Origin of the sequence: Brevundimonas sp., from assembly GCF_051858995.1 — a bacterium.
In the GTDB taxonomy this organism is placed as follows: Bacteria; Pseudomonadota; Alphaproteobacteria; order Caulobacterales; family Caulobacteraceae; genus Brevundimonas.
In genome coordinates, this window is sequence record NZ_JBHYGN010000013.1 from 49,890 (window position 1) to 71,510 (window position 21,621).

General features: G+C 67.5%; 10 protein-coding genes. 6 read left to right on the forward strand and 4 right to left on the reverse strand.

Translation table 11 applies throughout. From position 1 onward, the window contains the following. Window positions 1-591, reverse strand: coding sequence for an anthranilate synthase component II (locus tag ACTIEF_RS15205; RefSeq protein WP_439472984.1), 591 nt, complete (start codon window positions 589-591; stop codon window positions 1-3). Between the two features lie 108 nt (window positions 592-699). Between ACTIEF_RS15205 and ACTIEF_RS15210 the strand changes: the two genes are divergently transcribed. Continuing rightward, window positions 700-897, forward strand: coding sequence for a peptidoglycan-binding protein (locus ACTIEF_RS15210; protein WP_439472985.1), 198 nt, complete (start codon window positions 700-702; stop codon window positions 895-897). Here ACTIEF_RS15210 and trpE read toward each other — a convergent pair. Then, window positions 873-2,393 (reverse strand): anthranilate synthase component I, encoded by a 1,521-nt coding sequence (gene trpE / locus ACTIEF_RS15215; protein WP_439472986.1) that lies wholly within the window; start codon window positions 2,391-2,393, stop codon window positions 873-875. The genes ACTIEF_RS15210 and trpE overlap by 25 nt on opposite strands. Beyond that, on the reverse strand, window positions 2,390-4,330 hold the full coding sequence (locus ACTIEF_RS15220) for a peptidyl-prolyl cis-trans isomerase (RefSeq protein WP_439472987.1): 1,941 nt from the start codon (window positions 4,328-4,330) through the stop codon (window positions 2,390-2,392). Before ACTIEF_RS15220 ends, trpE begins: the two co-directional genes overlap by 4 nt. 140 nt (window positions 4,331-4,470) lie before the next feature. Here ACTIEF_RS15220 and tpiA point away from each other — a divergent pair, with 140 nt between their 5' ends. The 5 genes from tpiA (at window position 4,471) to ACTIEF_RS15245 (ending at window position 20,600) form a co-directional block, all read left to right on the forward strand. Continuing rightward, window positions 4,471-5,223 carry a triose-phosphate isomerase gene (gene tpiA, locus ACTIEF_RS15225; protein ID WP_439472988.1) on the forward strand — a complete coding sequence of 251 codons (753 nt, stop codon included), beginning with the start codon at window positions 4,471-4,473 and terminating at the stop codon, window positions 5,221-5,223. A 155-nt stretch (window positions 5,224-5,378) separates the two neighbouring features. Further along, window positions 5,379-5,807 (forward strand): preprotein translocase subunit SecG, encoded by a 429-nt coding sequence (gene secG / locus ACTIEF_RS15230; RefSeq protein WP_439472989.1) that lies wholly within the window; start codon window positions 5,379-5,381, stop codon window positions 5,805-5,807. A gap of 146 nt (window positions 5,808-5,953) precedes the next feature. Continuing rightward, window positions 5,954-7,606: a CTP synthase gene (locus ACTIEF_RS15235; protein WP_439472990.1), complete on the forward strand. Its 1,653-nt coding sequence runs from the start codon at window positions 5,954-5,956 to the stop codon at window positions 7,604-7,606. A gap of 157 nt (window positions 7,607-7,763) precedes the next feature. Further along, on the forward strand, window positions 7,764-11,510 hold the full coding sequence (locus tag ACTIEF_RS15240) for a beta strand repeat-containing protein (protein WP_439472991.1): 3,747 nt from the start codon (window positions 7,764-7,766) through the stop codon (window positions 11,508-11,510). A 432-nt stretch (window positions 11,511-11,942) separates the two neighbouring features. Continuing rightward, entirely contained in the window at window positions 11,943-20,600 is an 8,658-nt protein-coding gene (locus ACTIEF_RS15245) for a tandem-95 repeat protein (protein ID WP_439472992.1), read from the forward strand. Here ACTIEF_RS15245 and ACTIEF_RS15250 read toward each other — a convergent pair. Further along, window positions 20,597-21,619 (reverse strand): DUF2891 domain-containing protein, encoded by a 1,023-nt coding sequence (locus ACTIEF_RS15250; protein ID WP_439472993.1) that lies wholly within the window; start codon window positions 21,617-21,619, stop codon window positions 20,597-20,599. The genes ACTIEF_RS15245 and ACTIEF_RS15250 overlap by 4 nt on opposite strands. Window positions 21,620-21,621: the final 2 nt, after the last annotated feature.

Genomic DNA, 21,621 nt, shown 5'->3' on the forward strand with positions numbered 1-21,621 from the left:
TCAGACCATCGCGGTCCGGCGCACGTTCGCCAGGTCGAGGAAATTGGCCAGCAGGTCGTGACCATGCTCGGTGGCGATCGATTCCGGGTGGAACTGGACTCCGTGGATCGGCCGGGTCTTGTGGGCCAGCCCCATGATCTCGCCGTCGGCGGTCCAGGCGGTGACCTCCAGCACGTCCGGCAGGGTCTCGCGCTTCACGGCCAGCGAATGGTAGCGGGTCGCGGTGAAGGGCGAGGGCAGGCCCCGGAAGACGCTCTTGCCCTCGTGCAGGATGGGCGAGGTCTTGCCGTGCATCAGGGCCTTGGCGCGGATCACGTCGCCGCCGAAGGCCTGTCCCATCGACTGGTGGCCCAGGCAGACGCCGAAGATCGGCATCTCTAGCGGCGCGGTGTCCAGCAGGGCCAGGCAGATGCCGGCCTCGTTCGGCGTGCACGGGCCCGGCGACAGCAGCACGGCCTCGGGCTTCAGCGCCCAGGCCTCGGCGGTGGTCAGGTCGTCGTTGCGCACGACCTTGGTCTCCGCGCCCAGCTCCGCGAGGTAGTGGACGAGGTTGTAGGTAAAGCTGTCGTAGTTATCGACGACGAGGATCATGGCTCTGGTTCTAGGGAGTTGAGGCCGTCAGGCCAAGCACCGGGGGTGCGGTAAGATGGCGTTAACCTTGTTGGATCGAATTGGGACTCTTCGACGGGGGAGGCTCGAATGGCCGACAGCATCCAGAAAGCGCGCGCCTTGCTGATGACGCCGGAGGCGGTCGCTGACAGTCCGTGGAGCGCGTTGGGCGCGGCTGCGCTGGCGGCGACGGCGGCGGTCCTGATGGCCGGGGTGATGATCCTCGGACCGGGCGTCCGCTTCCAGGACGCCCCGCCGGTGGCTCAGGACCTGTTGCCGAACGGATAGCGCCAAGCCTCGTCCGCGGCCCGCATGGGCGCACGGGCCTTGGCCTGGGTCTCCGCATACTCCGCCGCCGGATCGCTGTCCGACACGACGCCGGCGCCCGCCTGGACGTGGATCTGGCCGTCGGCGAACAGGGCGGTGCGCAGGACGATGCAGATGTCCGCTTCGCCGCCCGCCGAGATGTAGCCCACGCCGCCGCCGTAGCCGACGCCGCGTTTCACCTCTTCCAATTCGTCGATGATCTCCATCGCCCGCACCTTGGGCGCGCCCGACAGGGTGCCCGCCGGCAGCGCGGCCAGCAGGGTGTCGACGGCGTCCAGCTTGGGATCGGCGACGCCCTGCACGTCCGAGACGATGTGCATGACCGAGCTGTAGCGCTCGACGACGAAGCTCTCAGTCACCTCGACCGTGCCCGGTGCGGACACCCGGCCCACGTCGTTGCGGCCCAGATCGAGCAGCATCAGATGCTCGGCCCGTTCCTTGGGATCCGCCAGAAGCTCCGCTTCCAGCGCCTTGTCGGCTTCCGGCGTCTCGCCGCGCGGCCGGGTGCCGGCCAGCGGGCGGATGGTCACCCGACCGTCCTTCAGCCGGACTAGGATTTCCGGGCTGGATCCGGCCAGTTGGAAGTCGCCGAAGTCCAGGAAGAACAGATAGGGCGACGGGTTCTGGCGGCGCAGGGCGCGGTAGAAGGCCAGCGGGTCCGCGTCCCAGTCCGCCGAGAAGCGGTGGCTGAGCACGACCTGGAAGATGTCGCCGGCGCCGATGTAGTCCTTGGCCCGGGCGACCATCTGGCCGAAGGCGGCTTCGTCCACGGGCGAGGCGAAGTCCGGACCGGGCGCCTCGACCGGAACGGGCAGGGCAGGCAGGGGCGTGCGCAGGTCGGTCTCGAACCGGTCCAGCCGGGCGACGGCGGCGTCGAAGGCGGCGCGCGCGTCCAGTCTGCTGTCCGGATAGGCCGCCGAGACCAGAACGATCTCGTGCTTCACCGAATCGAAGATGCCGACGATGGCCGGGCGGGTCAGGACCGCATCCGGCAGGTTCAGTGGATCGGGATTGGGCTCGCCCAGCGGCTCCAGCAGCCGGACCATGTCATAGCCGAACACCCCGAACAGGCCCGCGGCCATGGGCGGCAGGTCGTCCGGCAGGTCGAAGCGTGAGGCGGCCATCAGGGCCCGCAGCGAAGCCAGCGGATCGTCGCCATCAGGGCTGTAGGCGCCCGCCGCGATGGCGGCTTCCCCGCGCGCCAGTTCCGGCTTGCGGTCCCGGCAGCGCCAGACGACGTCCGGCTCGCGAGTGATGATCGAATAGCGCCCGTTCACCGCGCCGCCCTCGACCGACTCCAGCAGGAAGGCGTGGGGACGGCCCCGACCCACCTTCAGGAAGGCCGAAACGGGTGTCTCCAGATCGTCCACCAGACGGCGGACGACCACCTGCGGCCGATCCGAGGACCAGCCGTCCTGGAAGGCGGAGAAGACGGCGGAAAGATCCGCCGCCGTCATTGCGCCGGAGCGGGGCGCGGAGCCGCGCCACCCGTGGCCGGAGCCGCCGGAGCCACTTCCGACAGGCCCAGAGCCAGACGGGCCTGCGGCTCGCTGAAGGTGGCGCCGACGCGGTTGGCGGCGGCCTTGATCGCCGTCTCGCCGATGGCGTTCAGGTTGTCGCCGGCCATGCGGGCGCGGAACTGGTCAGCCGGACCGGCGGCCAGGGTCGCGTTCGGGGCCGTGACGGCTTCCGTACGGCCGATGATGAAGGTGTCGGCGGCTTGCTGCTGGGCGAAGACCTGACCACGCGGGGTCGAGAACAGGCCGGTGACCACGCCCTGGCCCGCCGACTGGTCCTGGGCGCCGATACGGGCGGCGGTCTGCAGGGCGGCGTTGGCGGAGCGGGCGACGGCGGCGATGTCCTCGCCGCCGCGAACGCGGGCGGCCAGGGCGTTGGCGCGGGCGCTCAGGAGGCGGTTGTTCTCGCGGGCGATCCAGTTGGCGGCCAGTTCAGCGCGCACGCCCGGGCTGCTCAGCGAGACCAGGGCCGGCGGCGTGATCTCGTTGACGCGGACGACGAAGTATTCGCCCTGACCGGCTTCCAGGACCTCGCTCTCGCCGTTGCGGCCGAGCTTCCACATGGCCTCCAGCAGTTGCGGCGGGGCGCGGAAATTCGGTTGGACCATGCTGCGACCGTCCTGGGTCACAGGCGGAACCGGCAGGATGCGGGCGCCGATCTCGGCCACGGCGGCTTCCAGGGTTTTGCCGTCCTTACGGGCCTTGTCGTAGGCCTCGACGCGGGCATAGACGGCGGCGCGGACGTCTTCGGCGCGCAGTTCGTCGATGATCTGGGCGCGGACGTCATTCAGGGTCGACGGACGACCGGCCTTGATGCCGCTCAGCTTGGCGACGACGAAGCCGACGCGGGCTTGCACCGGGTCCGAAACCTGGTTCGCCGTCAGGCCGAACACGGCCGCGGCCACGGCCGGGTCGGTGACGGCCGAACGCGGGCGGTCGGTGAAGGTCGTCGGTTGCAGGTTGTTGGCCTGACCAACGGCCTGCGGGTCCTGACCGGCGCGCAGGGCGGCGGCGATGCGATCCGCGACCGCCTTGTTCGGGGCGGTCAGGGTCACGAAGGTGCGGGTTTCCGGTTGCGACAGGGCGTCGCGACGGAAGTTGAAGCGTTCCTCGATCCGGGCCTCGGTGATCTCGCCCTGACCATCGTTGGGAGCGTTGAACAGCACGACGGAGGCGCTGCGGAATTCGGGCAGGCGGAACTGGTTGGGGTTCTGGCGGATGAAGGCGTTCAGTTGGTCATCGGTCGGCGCCGAAGCCGTGCCGGCCATCGCCTGGGTGACGGCGAACCAGCGACCGTCGCGGGTCTCCATGGCCTGATTGGCCAGAACCGCGCCGTACACGCGGGGCAGGCGGATGCCGGCGCCGACGGCGGCGCCGTAGTGGCGGGTCACGATCTCGTCGCGCATTTCGCGTTCGAACCGCTCGGGCGTCGCATTGTTGCGCTGCAGGGCCGAGGCGTAGGCTTCCTGGTCAAAGCGACCGGTGACCGAATCGAAGAAGGCCGGGATCTTGCGGATCTGGCGCAGGACCAGTTCCTCGCTCGGGCGGATGCCGGTGCTGTTGGCCCACGACATGAAGCCCAGACGCTGCGACTGCTCGGCCAGATAAGCCGGGAGCTGCCCGCCGCCGATCAGTTCCTCGAACGTCAGGGCGCGACCGGCCTGTTCCTGGGCCTGATTGCGGACGCGCTCCATGTCGGCGCGGAATTCCGTCGCGTCCATGCTGCGATCCCCTGCGGAGATCACGTGCTTGGGCCCGAAGCTGGCCAGCAGGTCCGGCATCTGCGAACCGCCGGTGACCAGCAAGCCCAGGGCCAGAACAACGAACAGGCCGATAGCCCACTTGGACTTGGCGAATTTGCGGAACGCGGTGAGCATGGTCGGTCCTGACGGATGGGCGGCGAGAATGGCCGCTTCGGCCTATAGGGCGTGACGGGCCAGCACGGCAAGACGATGGCGACGCTTCACAGTGTCCCGGACGTCTTGGCTTGTCCGCCGCGCCCGCCTAGAGAGGCGGCATGAAACAATCCGTGAAGAGCCTGATCGCAGGCAACTGGAAAATGAACGGGCTGGGCGCGAGCCTGGCCGAGGCGGAGGCCCTGCGCAGCGCGCTGGAGGCGGAACCGGCGACCTGCCGGGTGGCCCTGTGCCCGCCCGCGACGCTGGTGGACCGGATGACGGAAGCCTGCGCGGGCGGTCCCGTCGAGGTCGGGGGGCAGGATTGCCGCGCCGAGGCCTCAGGCGCCTACACCGGCGATATTTCCGCCGCCATGCTGAAGGACGCGGGCGCGACGCTGGTCATCCTCGGTCACTCGGAACGTCGTCAGGGGTATGGCGAAACGGACGCCCTGGTGCTGGCCAAGGCCGAGGCCGCGCTGGCCGCGGGCCTGTCGCCGATCATCTGTGTGGGCGAGACCCTGCAGGAGCGCGAGGCCGGGCGCGCCGTCGAGGTGGTGCGTGAACAGGTCATCCACTCCCTGCCGCTGGTTCTGGCCGGGCAGGCCTTCGCGGTGGCCTATGAGCCGGTCTGGGCCATCGGCACCGGACTGACCCCGACGCTGGAGCAGATCGAGGAGGTCCACCGGGCCGTCCGCGCCGCCATGATCGAGCGGCTGGGGCTGGCCGCGGCCACGACGCCGATCCTGTACGGCGGCTCGGTGAAGCCGGACAACGCCCGCGACATCCTGTCGACTCCCGAGGTCGGTGGAGCCCTCGTCGGCGGCGCCTCGCTGAAGGCGGCGGACTTCCTGGGCATTATCCGGGCGGCTTGACGCGGCTTTGAGGGATCGGGGATTGGGGATTAGGTCGGCAGTACCCCGGTCGCGTCGCCCCTACCTAATCCCTGGTCCCTATTCCCTAATCCCTTCCTCGATGATAGACGCCGCCGCTTGATCGGCGCGGGTCCGCGCCACACATATCGGCTGCCATGCTCCAGATCATTCTCCTCGTCGTCATGATCCTCGTCTCGCTCGCGCTCTCGGGCGTGGTCCTGCTGCAGCGCTCCGAAGGCGGCGCGCTGGGCATGGGCGGAGGTCCCTCGGGCTTCATGACCGCGCGCGGGGCAGGCAATCTACTGACCAAGACCACCTGGGGTCTGGCGATCGTCTTCTTCGTCTGCGCCCTGTCGCTGACCATCCTGGGCAACGTCGAGCGGGCCAACCGTTCGATCGTCGACGCCGACTCGATCGGTGAACTGGCCGCCCCGCCGCCGTCGGCCCAGCAGGAAGCGCCCGCCGCCGATCCGGCCGCTCCGGCGCAACCGGCGACCCCGTCGATGCAGGACCTCGAGTCGAGCCTGTCGGGCGCCTCGGCCGCTCCGGCCCCGGCTCCGGCCCAGCCCGCTCCGGCCCAATAAGAGTGGGCGGGGACTTCACCCCCGCCTTCCTCTCCCGCCCTCAAAGTCTTCGCAGTTCAGGGGCGCGTCTCACGCGCCCCTTCTTCCACATGTTTGCTCGGCCTCCGGTCATCCGGCGGGCCGAATCAGCGGTAAGGTGATCCCCCATGGCCCGTTACGTGTTCATCACTGGCGGCGTGGTTTCCTCATTGGGAAAAGGCCTCGCTTCCGCCGCTCTCGGCGCGCTTCTGCAAGCGCGCGGCTACAAGGTTCGCCTTCGTAAGCTTGACCCCTATCTGAACGTCGATCCGGGCACGATGAGCCCGTACCAGCACGGCGAGGTCTTCGTGACCGACGACGGGGCCGAGACCGATCTCGACCTGGGCCACTACGAGCGCTTCACCGGCGTCTCGGCGGCCAAGTCGGACAACATCACCACCGGCCGCATCTATTCGACGATCCTCGAGAAGGAGCGTCGCGGCGACTATCTGGGCGCGACGGTGCAGGTAATCCCGCACGTCACCGACCAGATCAAATCCTTCTGCCTGAGCCAGGCCCTGACCGACGACGGCCAGGACGTGGACTTCGTGCTGGTCGAGATCGGCGGCACCGTCGGCGACATCGAGGGCCTGCCCTTCTTCGAGGCCATCCGCCAACTGGGCCAGGACCTGCCGCGTGGCCAGTCCTGCTTCGTCCACCTGACCCTGCTGCCGTTCATCAAGACGGCCGGGGAGATGAAGACCAAGCCGACCCAGCACTCGGTCAAGGAACTGCGCTCCATCGGCATCCAGCCGGACATCCTGCTGTGCCGTTGCGAACAGCCGATCCCGTCGGACGAGAAGCGCAAGATCGGCCTGTTCTGCAACGTGCGCGAAAGCGGCGTCATCCAGGCGATGGACTCGGCGGACATCTACGCCGTGCCGCTGGACTATCACCGCGAGGGGCTGGACAGTGAAGTGCTGGCCCACTTCGGGATCACCGACGCCCCCGCGCCGGACCTGTCGCGCTGGACCGACATCGTCGATCGCCGCCTGAACCCGGACGGCGAGGTCACCGTGGCCGTGGTCGGCAAATACACGGTGCTGAAGGACGCCTACAAATCCCTGATCGAGGCCCTGCACCACGGCGGCGTCGCCAATCGGGTGAAGGTCAACATCGACTGGGTCGAGGCCGAGACCTTCGAGGGCGACCGCGACGCCTGCAACGCCCGTCTACAAGGCGCTCACGCCATTCTGGTGCCCGGCGGCTTCGGCGAGCGCGGCTCGGAAGGCAAGATCGAGGCGGCCCGCTTCGCCCGCGAAAACCGCATCCCGTACTTCGGCATCTGCTTCGGCATGCAGATGGCGGTGATCGAGGCGGCGCGGAACCTGGCGGGCTTCCCCAAGGCCTCGTCCACCGAATTCGGCCCGACCGGCGAGCCGGTGGTCGGCCTGATGACCGAATGGACCCAGGGCAACCAGCGCGTCCTGCGCCAGCAGGGCGGAGACCTGGGCGGCACCATGCGTCTGGGCGCTTATGACTCGGTCCTGAAGGAAGGCTCGAAGATCGCCGAACTGTACGGCTCGACCGAGATCAGCGAGCGGCACCGCCACCGCTATGAGGTCAACATCAACTACCGTGAGGCCATCGAGGAGAAGGGCGGGCTGGTCTTCGCCGGTCTTTCTCCGGACGGCGTGCTGCCCGAAACGGTCGAGCGTCCGGACCACCCATGGTTTATCGGCGTGCAGTACCATCCGGAGCTGAAGAGCCGTCCGTTCGCCCCGCACCCCCTGTTCGCGGGCTTTATCGCGGCGGCGCTGGTGCAGAGCCGTCTGGTCTGATCAGAGTTGTTCAGCCGACTTGGGGATTTGTTCCCGGATGGGTTGAAAAGTTAGTAAATACGTAGACTTGCGTAACTTGTTAACCGGTGTTCAATGACGTCCCGGAGGGGCGCGAGCTGCAAGGAGCGGCTGGCGCCTTCACGCTTGGGAGGACGGCATGGCGACCTATACCGGCACCGACGGAAACGACACCTACAACGGCACCGCGGGCGCGGACGTGATCACGGGCGGGCGGGGCAATGACACCCTGAACGGCGCGGGTGGTGACGACCTCTTCAACTACCGCACCCGAACCACGGTGGCCCTGAGCGACGGCAATGATCTGATCGACGGCGGGGCGGGGACCGACCTGCTGCGGATCGACGGCGACAACATCGCCACCACCTATGATCCCATCACCGACACCACGGTCTCGCGCCCGACCTTCTCCCTGACCGCCGGCGCCGGAGGCGCGGTGGTCTTCGCCATGGATCAGGTGACCACCCAGGGGCTGCAGGTCACCAATGCCCGCTCGACCGTGACCGCCCAGGGCGTGGAGACCTTCCGCTACGCCGCATGGACCGGCGTCCCGTCGCCGTCCAGTCGGACCCAGGTCAACGAGGACCGGCTGACCATCGGCGATCTCAGCGGTACGGCCATGACCGGCCTGATCGAGTTCGACGGCCAGGCGGCCGACGACTGGCTGGACGCGAGCGCGGCGATCAACCAGATCAACGCCTTGGGCGGGACCGGGAACGACTATCTGCATACGGGTTCCGGCAATGACCGGCTGGCGGGCGGCGGGGGCGATGACGATCTGTCGGGCGGCGATGGAGACGACGTCTTTGTCGTGACGGCGGGCGGTTACATGACCTCCGGCGATGGCAACGACAGCATCGACGGCGGTTCGGGCGTGGATCGGTTGCAGGTCGACGCCGCCAGCACAGGCAGCGTGTGGCAGGTGGGGGTCACCGACTACGGTCCGGCGAGCTACAGTTTGACGGCGGCCGCGGGCGGGACGGCTCGCTTCACCCAGTCCCGCACCATCCAGAACGACAACGGCTCGCCCTATGTGCGGGAAGACATCGCCACGACAACGCGTGTCGAGACCTTCCGCTTCACCGGCTCCTCGACCCCCGCAGCCGATCCCTATTCTGTCGGCGGCGGCGACACCCTGGTCCGCCCGTCCGGCGAGGATCGGCTGACGGTGGGCGACCTCAGCGGCACCGACATGACCGGCCTGATCGAGTTCGACGGGGGCGCGGACAACGACTGGCTCGACGCCCTGACCGCCATCAACCAGATCAACGCCGTCGGCGGGACCGGCGCGGATCGCCTCTGGGCGGGCAGGGGCAACGACACCCTGTCGGGCGGTGACGGCAATGACTGGCTGATCGGCGGCGCCGGAACGAACGTCCTGAACGGCGGCGCGGGTAGCGACACCGCTGACTACAGCGGGGCCACCCAGGGCGTTCGCATCGATCTGAACGACGGCACGGTGACCAACAACGGCTACGGCCAGGTCGATACCCTGATCGGCATCGAGAACCTGACCGGCGGGGCGTTCAATGACGTGCTGATCGGCCAGGGCGCGGACAACATCCTGATCGGCGGCGAAGGCGCGGACTATCTGATCGGTCTGGCCGGAAACGACACCCTGGACGGCGGAACCGGCGCGGCCAACAGCCTTCAGGGCGGGCTGGGCGATGACCTTTATATCGTGCGGGCCAGCGGTGACTCGCTGATCGAGTTCGCGGGCGAGGGGATCGACACGGTCCAGACGACGCTGGGCGTCTTCCGGCTGGGAACCCATTTCGAGAACCTGACCTACACCGGAAACGGCGCCTTCGCGGGGCTGGGCAATGCGGCGGACAACCGGATCATCGGCGGGGGCGCCGGCTCGACCCTGCTCGGCTATGAGGGCAACGACTACCTCAGCACCGGCAGCACCGCGCCCAGCACCCTGATCGGCGGGGTCGGTGACGACGTCTATGTGGTCTACAACTCGGGCGACACCCTGATCGAGCTGGCGGGCGAGGGTTACGACCGGGTCGACGCCTACGCCAACGTCACCCTGCGGGACAATTTCGAGGATCTGCATTTCCTTGGCTCGGCCGGATACGTCGGCACGGGCAACAGTCAGGCCAACAACATCCGCGGCAGCTCGGGCGGCGACACCCTGATCGGCATGGCCGGGGATGATGCGCTGGAGGGGCTGGCGGGCAACGACATCCTGCGCGGCGGCCTGGGCGCCGACATCCTGCACGGCGGCGGCGGTTTCGATATCGCCGACTACAGCGACGCCCTCGCCAGCATCACCGTCGTCAACGGCGTGGTCAGCTCCAGCGATATCAATGTCACCTCCGACACCCTGATCAGCATCGAGGGCTTCATCGGCACGGCCTTCAACGACACCCTGCTGGGCGGAGCCGGGGGCGATGTTCTGGACGGTGGTCTGGGCAGTGATGTGCTGGCCGGCTACGGCGGCAACGACGTCCTCGCGGGCGGCGCCGGGGCGGCCAACACCCTGATCGGCGGCCTGGGCGACGACACCTATCGGGTCTCCGCGGTGGGCGACACCATCGTGGAGTATGCGGGCGAGGGGACCGATACGGTCGAGACGGTGTTGGGCGCCTATGCCTTGCGCGATCATCTGGAGATTCTGCGTTACACGGGATCAGCCACGTTCAACGGCGCGGGCAACAGCGCCAACAACGACCTGTACGGCGGCGCGGGCAATGATGTGCTGGCGGGGCTTGCCGGAGCAGACCGGCTGTACGGCGGCAACGGCGACGACCTCCTGCGCGGCGGCCTCGGCGCTGACCTGCTGGATGGCGGCGCGGGCGTGGACACGGCGGACTATTCCGAGGTCGGCGTCGGCGTGACCCTTCGCGTCAGTGGCCAGTCCAACGATGGTCAGGGCGGCGTCGATACGCTGGTGAACATAGAGAACATCATCGGCACGGCCTTTGATGATCTGTTGATCGGTGATGTCGGCGCGAACCGGCTGGTCGGCGGCCTGGGCGCCGATACGCTGACCGGCATGGGGGGGAATGACGTGCTGGAAGGGGGAAGCGGCGCGGCCAACACCCTGATCGGCGGATCGGGCGACGATACCTACATCGTGTCCGTCGCGGGCGACTCGCTCGTCGAGGAGGCCGGGCAGGGGACGGACATTGTCCTGACCGCGCTGTCGGCCTTCACCCTGCGCAACAACATCGAGAACCTGACCTACACCGGGACCGGCGCCTTCACCGGAACGGGCAATGACCTGAGCAACCGGATCACCGGCGGGACCGGCGCGGACAGGCTGTCCGGCGGCATCGGCGACGACATTCTCGTCGGCGGCGACGGCGCGGCGAATGAGCTGGCGGGCGGTCAGGGTGATGACCGCTATATCGTCACCGCCGCGGGCGACACCGTCGTCGAGGGGGGCGGGCAGGGCTATGACACGGTTGAGACGATCCTCGCCAGCTTCGCTCTCGGCGCCAATGTCGAGAACCTGATCTACACGGGCTCGGGCGATTTCACCGGGACCGGCAACGGTCTGGCCAATGTGCTGACCGGCGGCGCGGGAGCGGATGTGTTCACCGGAGGCGGCGGCGATGACATCGTCAACGGCGGCGGCGGGACCGACCTGTTCGTAGTGTCAGGCGTGCAGGCCGACTATACCATCACCTACAGCGACGGGGCGGTGTCCGTGCTGGACAACACGACCGGGCGGGATGGTCACGACACCCTCTATGGCGTGGAGCGCATCCGGTTCAGCGATGGTTCGGTGCTGGAGCTCGCCCCGTCCGCCGCGCCCGCGGCGCTGCAGGCGTTGTTGGCCGACGGTCCGGGTGATCACAAGGGTGGGTACGACCAGACGCCGCTGGTCCTGCCGGGCCTCGATCACCGCATTGATCACTGGGGCTTCCAGTAAAGACGATGACGGCGGGGGATAACCCCCGCCGGTTAGTACTCGGACATTTCGGATCGCGGGCGCCGTTACGACGCTTGGTGGTAGTCCGGTTCGCGGGTCTCTCGCGGGCCCAAGGACTGCAATCCCTCGAACGGCTGGCGATGGCGGCAGCGGACGCAAACCTGGACGCCGGCCTCACTGCGGCTGTCGACGAACAGGTGGCCTTTTCGGAAGCAACGGAACGATTTGAGCATTAACTTGTCTCCCCAAGAAAGAACAATGTTCCATTGGGAGTTTGAAAGCAAGAAAAACAATAATTTCCTTTGCTTAATGATCCGAGTAGCGGCGAAATCTGAGGTCGTAAACTGCGCGATTTTGTGCTTATTCGTTAACGGGGGACGACGCAGGGCGTCCGTGAGGGAGAGACCGCATACAACTTGCGGTCATTAGTTTATGCCGACGCCCACGCACGAGTACTCCTGGGATTTTTCTACTGGACCCGGTGCTTGGACGTCGTGGTTCGCACCTTCGGTTGTTCAGGATCCCGGTGGTGACGTCACCGCCTTCACCCGTTTTCACGCCCCCGGGAAGGTCGATCCGAACCACATTGATGGAATCGGCTCGCTGTTTCTGCTGGCCCACCTGTCGATCCCGACGGTCGGTTCGGCGGGCATTCTGAATCTGGTGGATTCAGAGTTCGAGATCACCATCAAGGGCACGGACTTCCAGGCCAATGGCGGCAAGCTGATGGTCTGGGTCTGCCGCTACATCCCCGAGGAAGGGGTGCTGCGGAACTATTATGTCGGTCTGCAGGTCACCAACTGGGCCAATACAGGGAATGATCTGGCCTCCCAGCTGACCGACGAATGGCAGACGCTGACGGTCCAACTGAGCAGCGATCCGGCCGACTGGACCTATGCCGGGAACGCGGTCTCGACCCAGGGCGACTGGGCCGATCGCTACCAACCGTTCGATTTGACCGGGACCCTGGGCCAGGTCGATGCGACCCTGCATCTGGTCATGGTGTCCGATGAGTCCGATCAGGCGCCGAGCGGCTTCCTCGACATCGCGAACATCACCGTGCGCACCCAGACCCCGGCGGTTCCCACGGGCGTGGGCGCGTTGGAATACCAGAGCTTCTATGGGCTTGAGGATCAGGACGCCTCGGGCGTTCTGGCCGGGGACGCCGGGATCGATCCGGGGCTGGCGAGCTTCCATGTCGTGGCCGGGTCCGCGACCAACGGCACGGTGGTCATCGATCCGGTGACGGGCGCCTTCGTGTTCACGCCCAACGCCAATTTCTACGGTCCCACGGACTTCGTCGGGGCGGCGACCTTCCGCTACACGGTAACCGACGGGACCAACACCTCGGCGGTCAAGACGGTCGTGGTCTTCGTCGGCCCGATCAATGACGCCCCCGTGGCCTCCACCGTCGATGTGACCATGGAGATCGCCCACGATCAGCCGTTCGCCTACACCGTCTTCGGCGCCTCGGACATCGACGGCGATCACCTGACCTATATGCTGGTCCCCGGGTCTGAGCAGAACGGCACGGTGATCCTCGATCCCGACAGCGGGCGCTACGTCTTCACCCCCAACACCGGCTACACCGGTCCCGCCAGCTTCCAGTACGTCGTCAGCGACGGCCAGCTGAACAGCGCGCCCGCGACCATCACCCTGAACGTCCATGCGGCGGGCGATGACCCGGCCCTGCCGACCTTCGATCAGGTGGTGGAGAACTACCTGCTGGCGGGCGACCTGCAGGGCTTCCATCGCTTCACGGTGCTGCTGGCGGACGCCGGGGACAGCAACGCGGCCTATCACTACGGCAGCTGGCTGCACTCGGGCCTGTACGTGGCTCGCGATACGCAACTGGCGGCCCAATATCTCAGCCTCGCGGCGGCGACGGTGCCGGATGCGGCGCTGCAACTGGCCGACATGTATCTGACAGGCGACGGCGTTGCGCGGGACCCGGCCATGGCGCGGCTGGTGCTGGAGCTGCATCCGTCGAACGCCAGCGCCATCTACCGGTTGGCGATCCTGGATGATCTCGGTTTCGGCGCGCCGGTCGATCACGCCCGGGCGGTCGAAGGCTTCCTCGAAGCCTCGCGGATGGGCAACGCCGATGCGATGTACACGCTCGGCCGCCGCTATCTGATGGGCGAGGGCGTCGCCTTCTCGGCCGAGGACGCCTATTTCTGGCTGGGCGTGGCGCTGAAGTACGATGGCGGACCCCCGTTCCCGCCGACCGTCAACCAGTTCGACAACCTGCTGATCTTCAACCAGCAACAGGCGGCGGATCAGGCGGGGCTGACGCCGGCCCAGATCACCGTGCTGGACGCGATGATCGCCGCATGGACCATCGGCCAGCCGTCGCCGGTCAATGACGCGCCCGTGGCCGGATCCGACAGCGACGGTGCGGGCGATGCGGGGACGCCGGTCAGTGGAACCCTGGCCCCGGCGACCGACAGCGACGGCGACAGCCTGACCTATCTGCTGGTGCCCGGTTCGGCCGAGAACGGCATCGTCGTCATCGACCCGCAGACCGGCGCCTGGACCTTCACGCCGAACCCGGACTACGACGGCCCGGCCTCGTTCCGCTATGTGGTCTCGGATGGTCAGACGACCAGCGCCGAACAGACCATCGAAATCCTGTTCGCGCCGATCACCAATGCGATCAGTGACGTCGTCTCGGTGGATGAGGCGGGGACGCTCACCGTCAACGCGGCTCAGGGCCTGCTGGGCAATGACACGGTGTCGGCGGCCGGTGTCTCGTTGACCCTCACCGCCGTCGCCGAGCAGGGCTCCAATATCGGCCAGCCGGTGGCGGGGACCTACGGCTCGATCACCATCAACGCGGACGGCAGCTACACCTACGTCGCCGATCCCTCGACCGCCGCCCTCATTCAGGGCCAGACTCGGATCGAGACTTTCACCTACACCGTCACCGACCAGAATGGGGTGTCGGACACCGCGACCCTTCACATCACCATCTACGGCCAATCCGGCACGATCATCAGCGGCGACGGCACCCTGCTGGGGACCGCGTTTGACGACGTGATCTATGGCGGCGCCGGGCATGACGTCCTGCTGGGCCTCGGCGGCAACGACCGGCTGATAGGCGGCGCGGGGGCGCTGGACGAGATGTTCGGTGGAACCGGCGACGACACCTATGTGGTCTCCGACAGCGGCGACACCATCTTCGAGAACGCGGACGAGGGCATCGACACGGTCGAGACCGACCTCGCCTCGTTCAACCAGCGCAACAATGTCGAGAACCTGACCTACACCGGCTCGGGCAATTTCGTCGGCATCGGCAACGCCCTGGACAATGTGATCCGCGGCGGGCTGGGGGCGGACACCCTGAGCGGCGGCGCCGGGAATGACATCCTGATCGGCGGCGCGGGCGCGGCCAACACCCTGATCGGCGGCACGGGCGACGACACCTTCGTCGTGTCCAATGTGGGCGACAGCTACATCGAAGCAGCGGGCGAGGGGACCGATCTGGTCCTGACCACGGTGAGCGCCCTGACGCTCAGGGTGAACGTCGAGAATCTTACCTACACGGGCAATGGCGATTTTTGGGGGACGGGAAACGCCCTGTCGAATATCATCACAGGCGGCGACCGCGACGATATTCTGGACGGCGCGGCGGGCGCGGACACGCTGATCGGCGGTCTGGGCGATGACACATACATCGTCGATGATCTGGTTGACCAGACCATCGAACTGGACGGCGAGGGGACAGACACGGTCCGCACCTCGGTCAGCGGCTGGGTGCTGGGCGCCCATGTCGAGAACCTGGTCTGGGTCGGTGTCGGCGGCGCGGTGCTGACCGGTAACGGGCTGGACAACGAGATCATCGCCGGCGACTCCGCGGACATGCTGGATGGCGGCGCCGGGGCCGACATCCTGCGCGGCGGGCTGGGCGACGACACATACTATCTGGATGACGCCAACGATCAGGTGATCGACACCGGCGGGATCGATACGGTCATCACCTCGCTGGACTTCTCGATCTGGAGCAGCGGCGTCGAGAATGTGCGCGCAGCGGCGGGCTCGGGCCCGGTCTATTTCGACGGCGACGCCAATGCCAACGAGCTGGAGGGCAGCGACCACAACGACACCCTCGACGGCCACGGCGGCGACGACACCCTGATCGGCGGGCTGGGGGACGACAACTACTGGGTCGACAGCGCCAATGACGTGATCGTCGAGCAAGACGGTGAGGGCACGGATCTGGTCTATGCGACCGCCTCCCTCTACGTCCTGTCCGAGCACGTCGAGAACCTGACCTTCATGGGGACGGGAGACTTCGCGGGCTACGGCAATGATCTCGCCAATGTCATCCGCGGCGGGGACGATGACGACACCCTGCGTGGGTATGGCGGCAACGACACCCTGTACGGCGGCTACGGCGTCAACTTCCTGATCGGCGGGACGGGCGACGACACCTATGTCGTCAGCGACTGGGACAGCATCCTCTACGAGGAAGAGGACGAGGGGCAGGACACCGTCCTGACCGACATCGGCGCCTTCACCCTGTTCGCCAACATCGAGACGCTGTTCTACAACGGCACGGGCGATTTCGAGGGCACGGGGAACGCCTCGGACAATCTGATCGTCGGCGGCGCCGGCAACGACATCCTCGACGGTCGCGCGGGCGCGGACCTGCTGATCGGCGGGTTGGGCGACGACGTCTATGTCATCGACGACGTCAACGACGTGATCCAGGAGCATCCGGATGAAGGCACGGACGCCATCTGGACCACGCTGAACAGCTACAGCCTGATCGGAACCGATATCGAGGGACTGGTCTTCATCGGCGCCGGCGACTTCACCGGCACGGGTAATGCGTCGGCAAACAGTCTCGGCGGCGGCTATGGCGACGACCGGCTGGACGGCGGCGCGGGCGCCGACCTGATGGACGGGGGCTGGGGCGACGACACCTATGTGGTCGATGACGCGGACGACGTGATCACCGACGTTGACGGTTGGGACACGGTTGAGACGACGCTGAGCGTCTACGTACTGTCCGACGACCTGGAGGTGCTGATCTTCACCGGCGTGGGGCCGTTCCACGGCACGGGCAATGACGGCGACAACGACCTCTACGGCGGTGATGGCGACGACACCGTGATCGGGCTGGACGGCGACGACTGGCTGGACGGGGGGCTGGGCGCGGACGTGATGGACGGCGGCTGGGGCGACGACCTCTATTTCGTCGACGACGCGGGCGACATCATCATCGACGCCGGCGGCTATGACGCGGTGGACACCACCCTGCTGAACTACACGCTCGGCGCGGGGCTGGAGGACCTGTATTTCACGGGGACCGGCAACTTCAACGGCACGGGCAACGCCTCGGACAACGAGATCTTCGGCGGGGACGGCGAGGACAATCTGGAGGGGCTGGACGGCGATGACCTGCTGGTCGGCGGGGCGGCCAACGACATCCTGAACGGCGGCGCGGGACAGGACCTGCTGATCGGCGGCCTGGGCGCCGACATCATGACCGGCGGCGACGGCGACGACCTCTATGAGGTCGATGACGCCGATGATCAGGTGATCGAGGAAGAGGACGGCGGCTTCGACGGCGTCCAGACCAGCCTGACGAGCTTCACCCTGGGCGCCCATGTCGAGGCGGTTTTCTACATGGGGACCGAAAACTTCACCGGCGTCGGCAATGACGGGGACAATATCCTGTCCGGCGGCGACGGTGATGACGACCTCACCGGGCATGCCGGGAACGACGTGCTGTACGGCGGCCTGGGCGCCGACATCATTCGGGGCGGCACGGGCGATGACGTCTACATCGTCGAGGATGAAACCGATCAGGTCATTGAGCTGGGCGGCGAAGGCAATGACAGCGTCATCACCAGCCTGAACCAGTACATCCTCGGCGCGAATGTCGAGAACCTGAGCTATGCTGGGGACTACGCCAGCGGTCGGTTCACTGGCATCGGCAACGCGCTGGACAACATTCTGACCGGCGGCGACGGCAGCGACTTGCTGGCGGGTTACGGCGGCGCGGACACGATGATCGGCGGGCTGGGCGATGACGTCTACAGCCTCACAGACGCCTCTGACGTCATTGTCGAGCTGGCCGGTGAGGGCAACGACACCATCTATATCGAGGGTGATATCGGCTACGCCTATACTCTGGCTGACAACGTCGAGAACCTCTACGTCGCCACCTTCCGCGCCTTCCACCTGACCGGCAACGCCCTCAACAACACCATTTTGGGCTTTGGAAACGAGGACGACATTTTCGACGGCGGACTCGGCGCCGACTTCATGCGCGCCTCGTGGGGCAACGACATCTACTACGTTGATAACGCCGGCGATGTTGTCGAGGAGTTCGAGGGCCAAGGGCACGACACCATCCGCTCGACCTACGGCGCGGTGACCCTGAGTGACTGGGTCGAGGATCTGGAGTTCATCGGGACCGGCGCCTTCGCGGGCACGGGCAACGGACAGGACAACCGGATCACCGGCGGGGCCAGCGACGATGTGCTGAGCGGGGCGGCGGGCAATGACCTGCTGCTGGGCGGCGCGGGCGCTGACACGCTGAACGGCGGTGACGGCGCCGACGTGCTGGTTGGCGGCGCGGGGCTGGACATCCTGAATGGCGGCGACGGCGTTGACCGGGTGGACTACACCGCCGCAGCCGCGGGGGTCACGGTCCGGCTGGACCTGAACCGCACCACCAATGACGGCGACGGCGGCAGCGACACCCTGTCCTCGATCGAGGACGTCGACGGCTCGGCCTTCAACGACCTGATCTTCGGCAACGCCGGGGCCAACGTCCTGCGTGGCGGCCTCGGGCGCGACACCCTGCTGGGGCTGGGCGGCGACGACATCCTCATCGGTGGCGACGGCGTGGCCAACCAGCTGCAGGGCGGCCAGGGCAATGACCGCTACATCGTGACGGCGGCGGGGGATTCCATCGTTGAGCTGGCGGGCGAGGGGATCGACACGGTCGAGACCAACCTCAACCAGTTCACCCTCGCGGCCAATGTCGAGAACCTGATCTTCACCGGGACCGGCGCCTTCACCGGCACGGGCAACGGGTCGGACAACGTCATCACCGGCGGCGCGGCGGCGGATCTGCTGTCCGGCGGCGCCGGGGCGGACACGCTGATCGGCGGCGACGGCGACGACGTCCTGCGCGGTGGCGCAGGCGTTGATATCCTGACCGGCGGCGCGGGCGTGGACCTGCTGGACTACAGCCTCGCCGCGGCGGGCGTCGTGGTTCGCATGGACCTGAACCGCACCACCAATGATGGCGACGGCGCGACCGACACCTTCTCGGGCATGGAGAATGTCACCGGCTCGGCCTTCAACGACGTCCTGTTCGGCAACAGTGCGGACAACATCCTGATCGGCGGCGCCGGTGCCGATGTCCTGCTGGGGCTGGGCGGCAACGACATCCTGATCGGTGGATCCGGCGCGGCCAACCAGCTGCAGGGCGGGCTGGGCGACGACCGCTATATCGTTACCGCCGCCGACACCATCATCGAGGCGGCGGGCGAGGGGACGGACACGGTCGAGACGACCCTGAACAGCTTCACGCTCGCGGCCAATCTGGAGATCCTGCTCTTCACCGGCGCCGGCGTCTTCTACGGCTTCGGCAACAGCACGGCGAACACCATCACCGGCGGGGCCTCCAGCGACCAGCTGGACGGCGGCGCGGGCGACGACATCCTCTGGGGCGGCGGCGGCGCCGACATCCTGATCGGTGGTCAGGGGGCGGACACCCTGTATGGCGAGGCGGGCAATGACGTCCTCAACGGCGGCGCGGGCGACGATATCCTGACCGGCGGCCTCGGCGACGACCGCTATGTGATCGACAGTCTCGGCGACCAGATCATCGAACTGGCCGGGCAGGGAACCGACACGGTCGAGACCACCCTGGCCAGCTACACCCTCGCCGATGGGCTGGAGAACCTCGTCTACACGGGAACCGTTGCCTTCACCGGCATCGGCAACGCCGCCAACAACGTCATCACCGGCGGGATCGGCGACGATACCTTCATCGCCGGTCTGGGCAATGATGCGTTCAACGGCGGCGCGGGCTTCGACACCGTCGACTATAGCGCGGTCGGATCGGCGGTGACGGTCAAGCTGAATGGCGGCATCACCCAGAACGACGGCCAGGGCGGCGTTGACATGCTGACCGGCATCGAGCGGGTGATCGGCACGGACTTCGACGACCTGCTGATCGGCGACGGTCTGGGCAACACCCTGATCGGCGGAGCCGGGCGCGACACCCTGCTGGGCATGGGCGGAGACGACACCCTGATCGGCGGCGAGGGCCAGGCCAACACCCTACAGGGCGGAACCGGCAACGACCTCTACATCGTCTCCGTGGCCGGGGACTCGGTGGTCGAACTGGCCAATGAGGGTATCGACACCGTCCAGACCGCGCTCAGCGCATGGACCCTCGGCGCCAACCTGGAGAACCTGACCCACACGGGATCCAGCGCCTTCAGCGGGACGGGCAACGCCCTGGCCAATGTCATCACCGGCGGCGGCGGCGGCGACGATCTGCTGCGCGGGGGAGGCGGCAATGACACCCTGATCGGCGGGCTGGGCGAGGACATCGCCCTGTTCGCCGGGCTGCGCTCCTCCTACACCATTATCGCCACGGCCAACGGCTATCAGATCACTGACAACGCCGCGGGCGTGGACGGCGACGACGGGGTCGATCAGTTGATCGGCATCGAGAAGGTCCGGTTCAAGGACGGCACGACCCTGACGCTCGCCGATCTGGGCCTGACCCCGGCGCCGGTCATGTCGGCCAAGGCCGGTCCGGCCTTCGAGACACAGCCCCTGGCCCTGTCGGCGCTGGCGACCGCCGAGCCCGGGCCGCAGGTCCTGCCGTTCGCGGACGACGCCTTCCTGGCCCTGCCCACGGTCGGGGATGCGCCTCTGGTGCTGCCGGGGCTGGCGGATGACTTCGCGACTGTCGATGTCACGGGGCGGGTCTTCGATTTCGGGCCGGTGGTTCTGGAGATCGACACCTCGTTCGCCGGACCGCACGACCTGCATCTGCCGCGGGTCGAGGAGCCGCACGTCGGGCGACTGCCGCTCCACGACTGGCTCTAGTCGGTCAGCAGGGCCAGCAGGGCGAAACTGGCCAGCCAGTGCTCGCCCATATAGTCGCCGGTCACATGGGGCAGGGCGGCGTCCAGATGGACGTCCGCCGCCTTGCGCGCGATGACCGCGCGGATATCGCCCTCGGGCAGGGCCGAGGCGATCTCGCGCCAGCACCAGGCGCGGCTGAGGTTCAGGCCGTCCAGATGGGCGATCTTGCCGTCCGACCGGTCGCTGACGCTGGCGGGGGTAAACAGGGTGGCGGGCTTCTGTGAGCCGACGCGGGGCAGGAACGCCTTGAACCAGTCCTGGAAGTCGAGCGGGTGCAGCACCCGCCGCATCAGGGCGGCCTCTATCAGGGCGGGTGACAGGAACTCGTCCTGCGACGGCTCCCAGGCCTGACAGTCGCGGTCTGCGCCATGCCAGGCCACCGCCTTCTCGCGGCACAGCGCAGCCAGCACCGGATCATTGGCCTCGGCCCAATCCAGCGTCAGCCGCAGGGCGAAGGCGGTGTTGTAGTGGGTCCCGACCCGCACCGGATAGGCGGCCAGCGGCAGATAGACGTGGAAGCGGTCGGCGAAGGCGCGGGCCAGCGGGCGCAGGGTGGCGGCGCGCCGGCGGCCGTCCTCGCTGTCATGCCGATCCATCTCCGCCGCCAGCATCAGCAGCCAGCCCCAGCCGTAGGGGCGCTCGAAGCCCCGGCTGGACGGCTGCTCCAGATAAGCGACCTCGGCGGCGACGTTCTCCGGCGTGAACAGCTCATTGGCCAGCGCCCAGATACGCGGGGCCTCGGGGTTGTCCGGATAGAGCCGCAGCAGGGTGAACAGGGTCCACCAGCCGTGGACGCAGGAGTGCCAGTCAAAGCTGCCGAAGAAGATCGGATGCAGGTCGCGGGGGCCCTTCACGTCGCGCCGACCGGTCATGACGTGATCCAGCTTGTTCGGATATTCGCGGGTGACGTGGCCCAGCGCCGCCGAGGCGAAACGGGAGGCTGTGGCCGCGTCGAGGGCCGAAGGCGGGGCATGCGTCATCA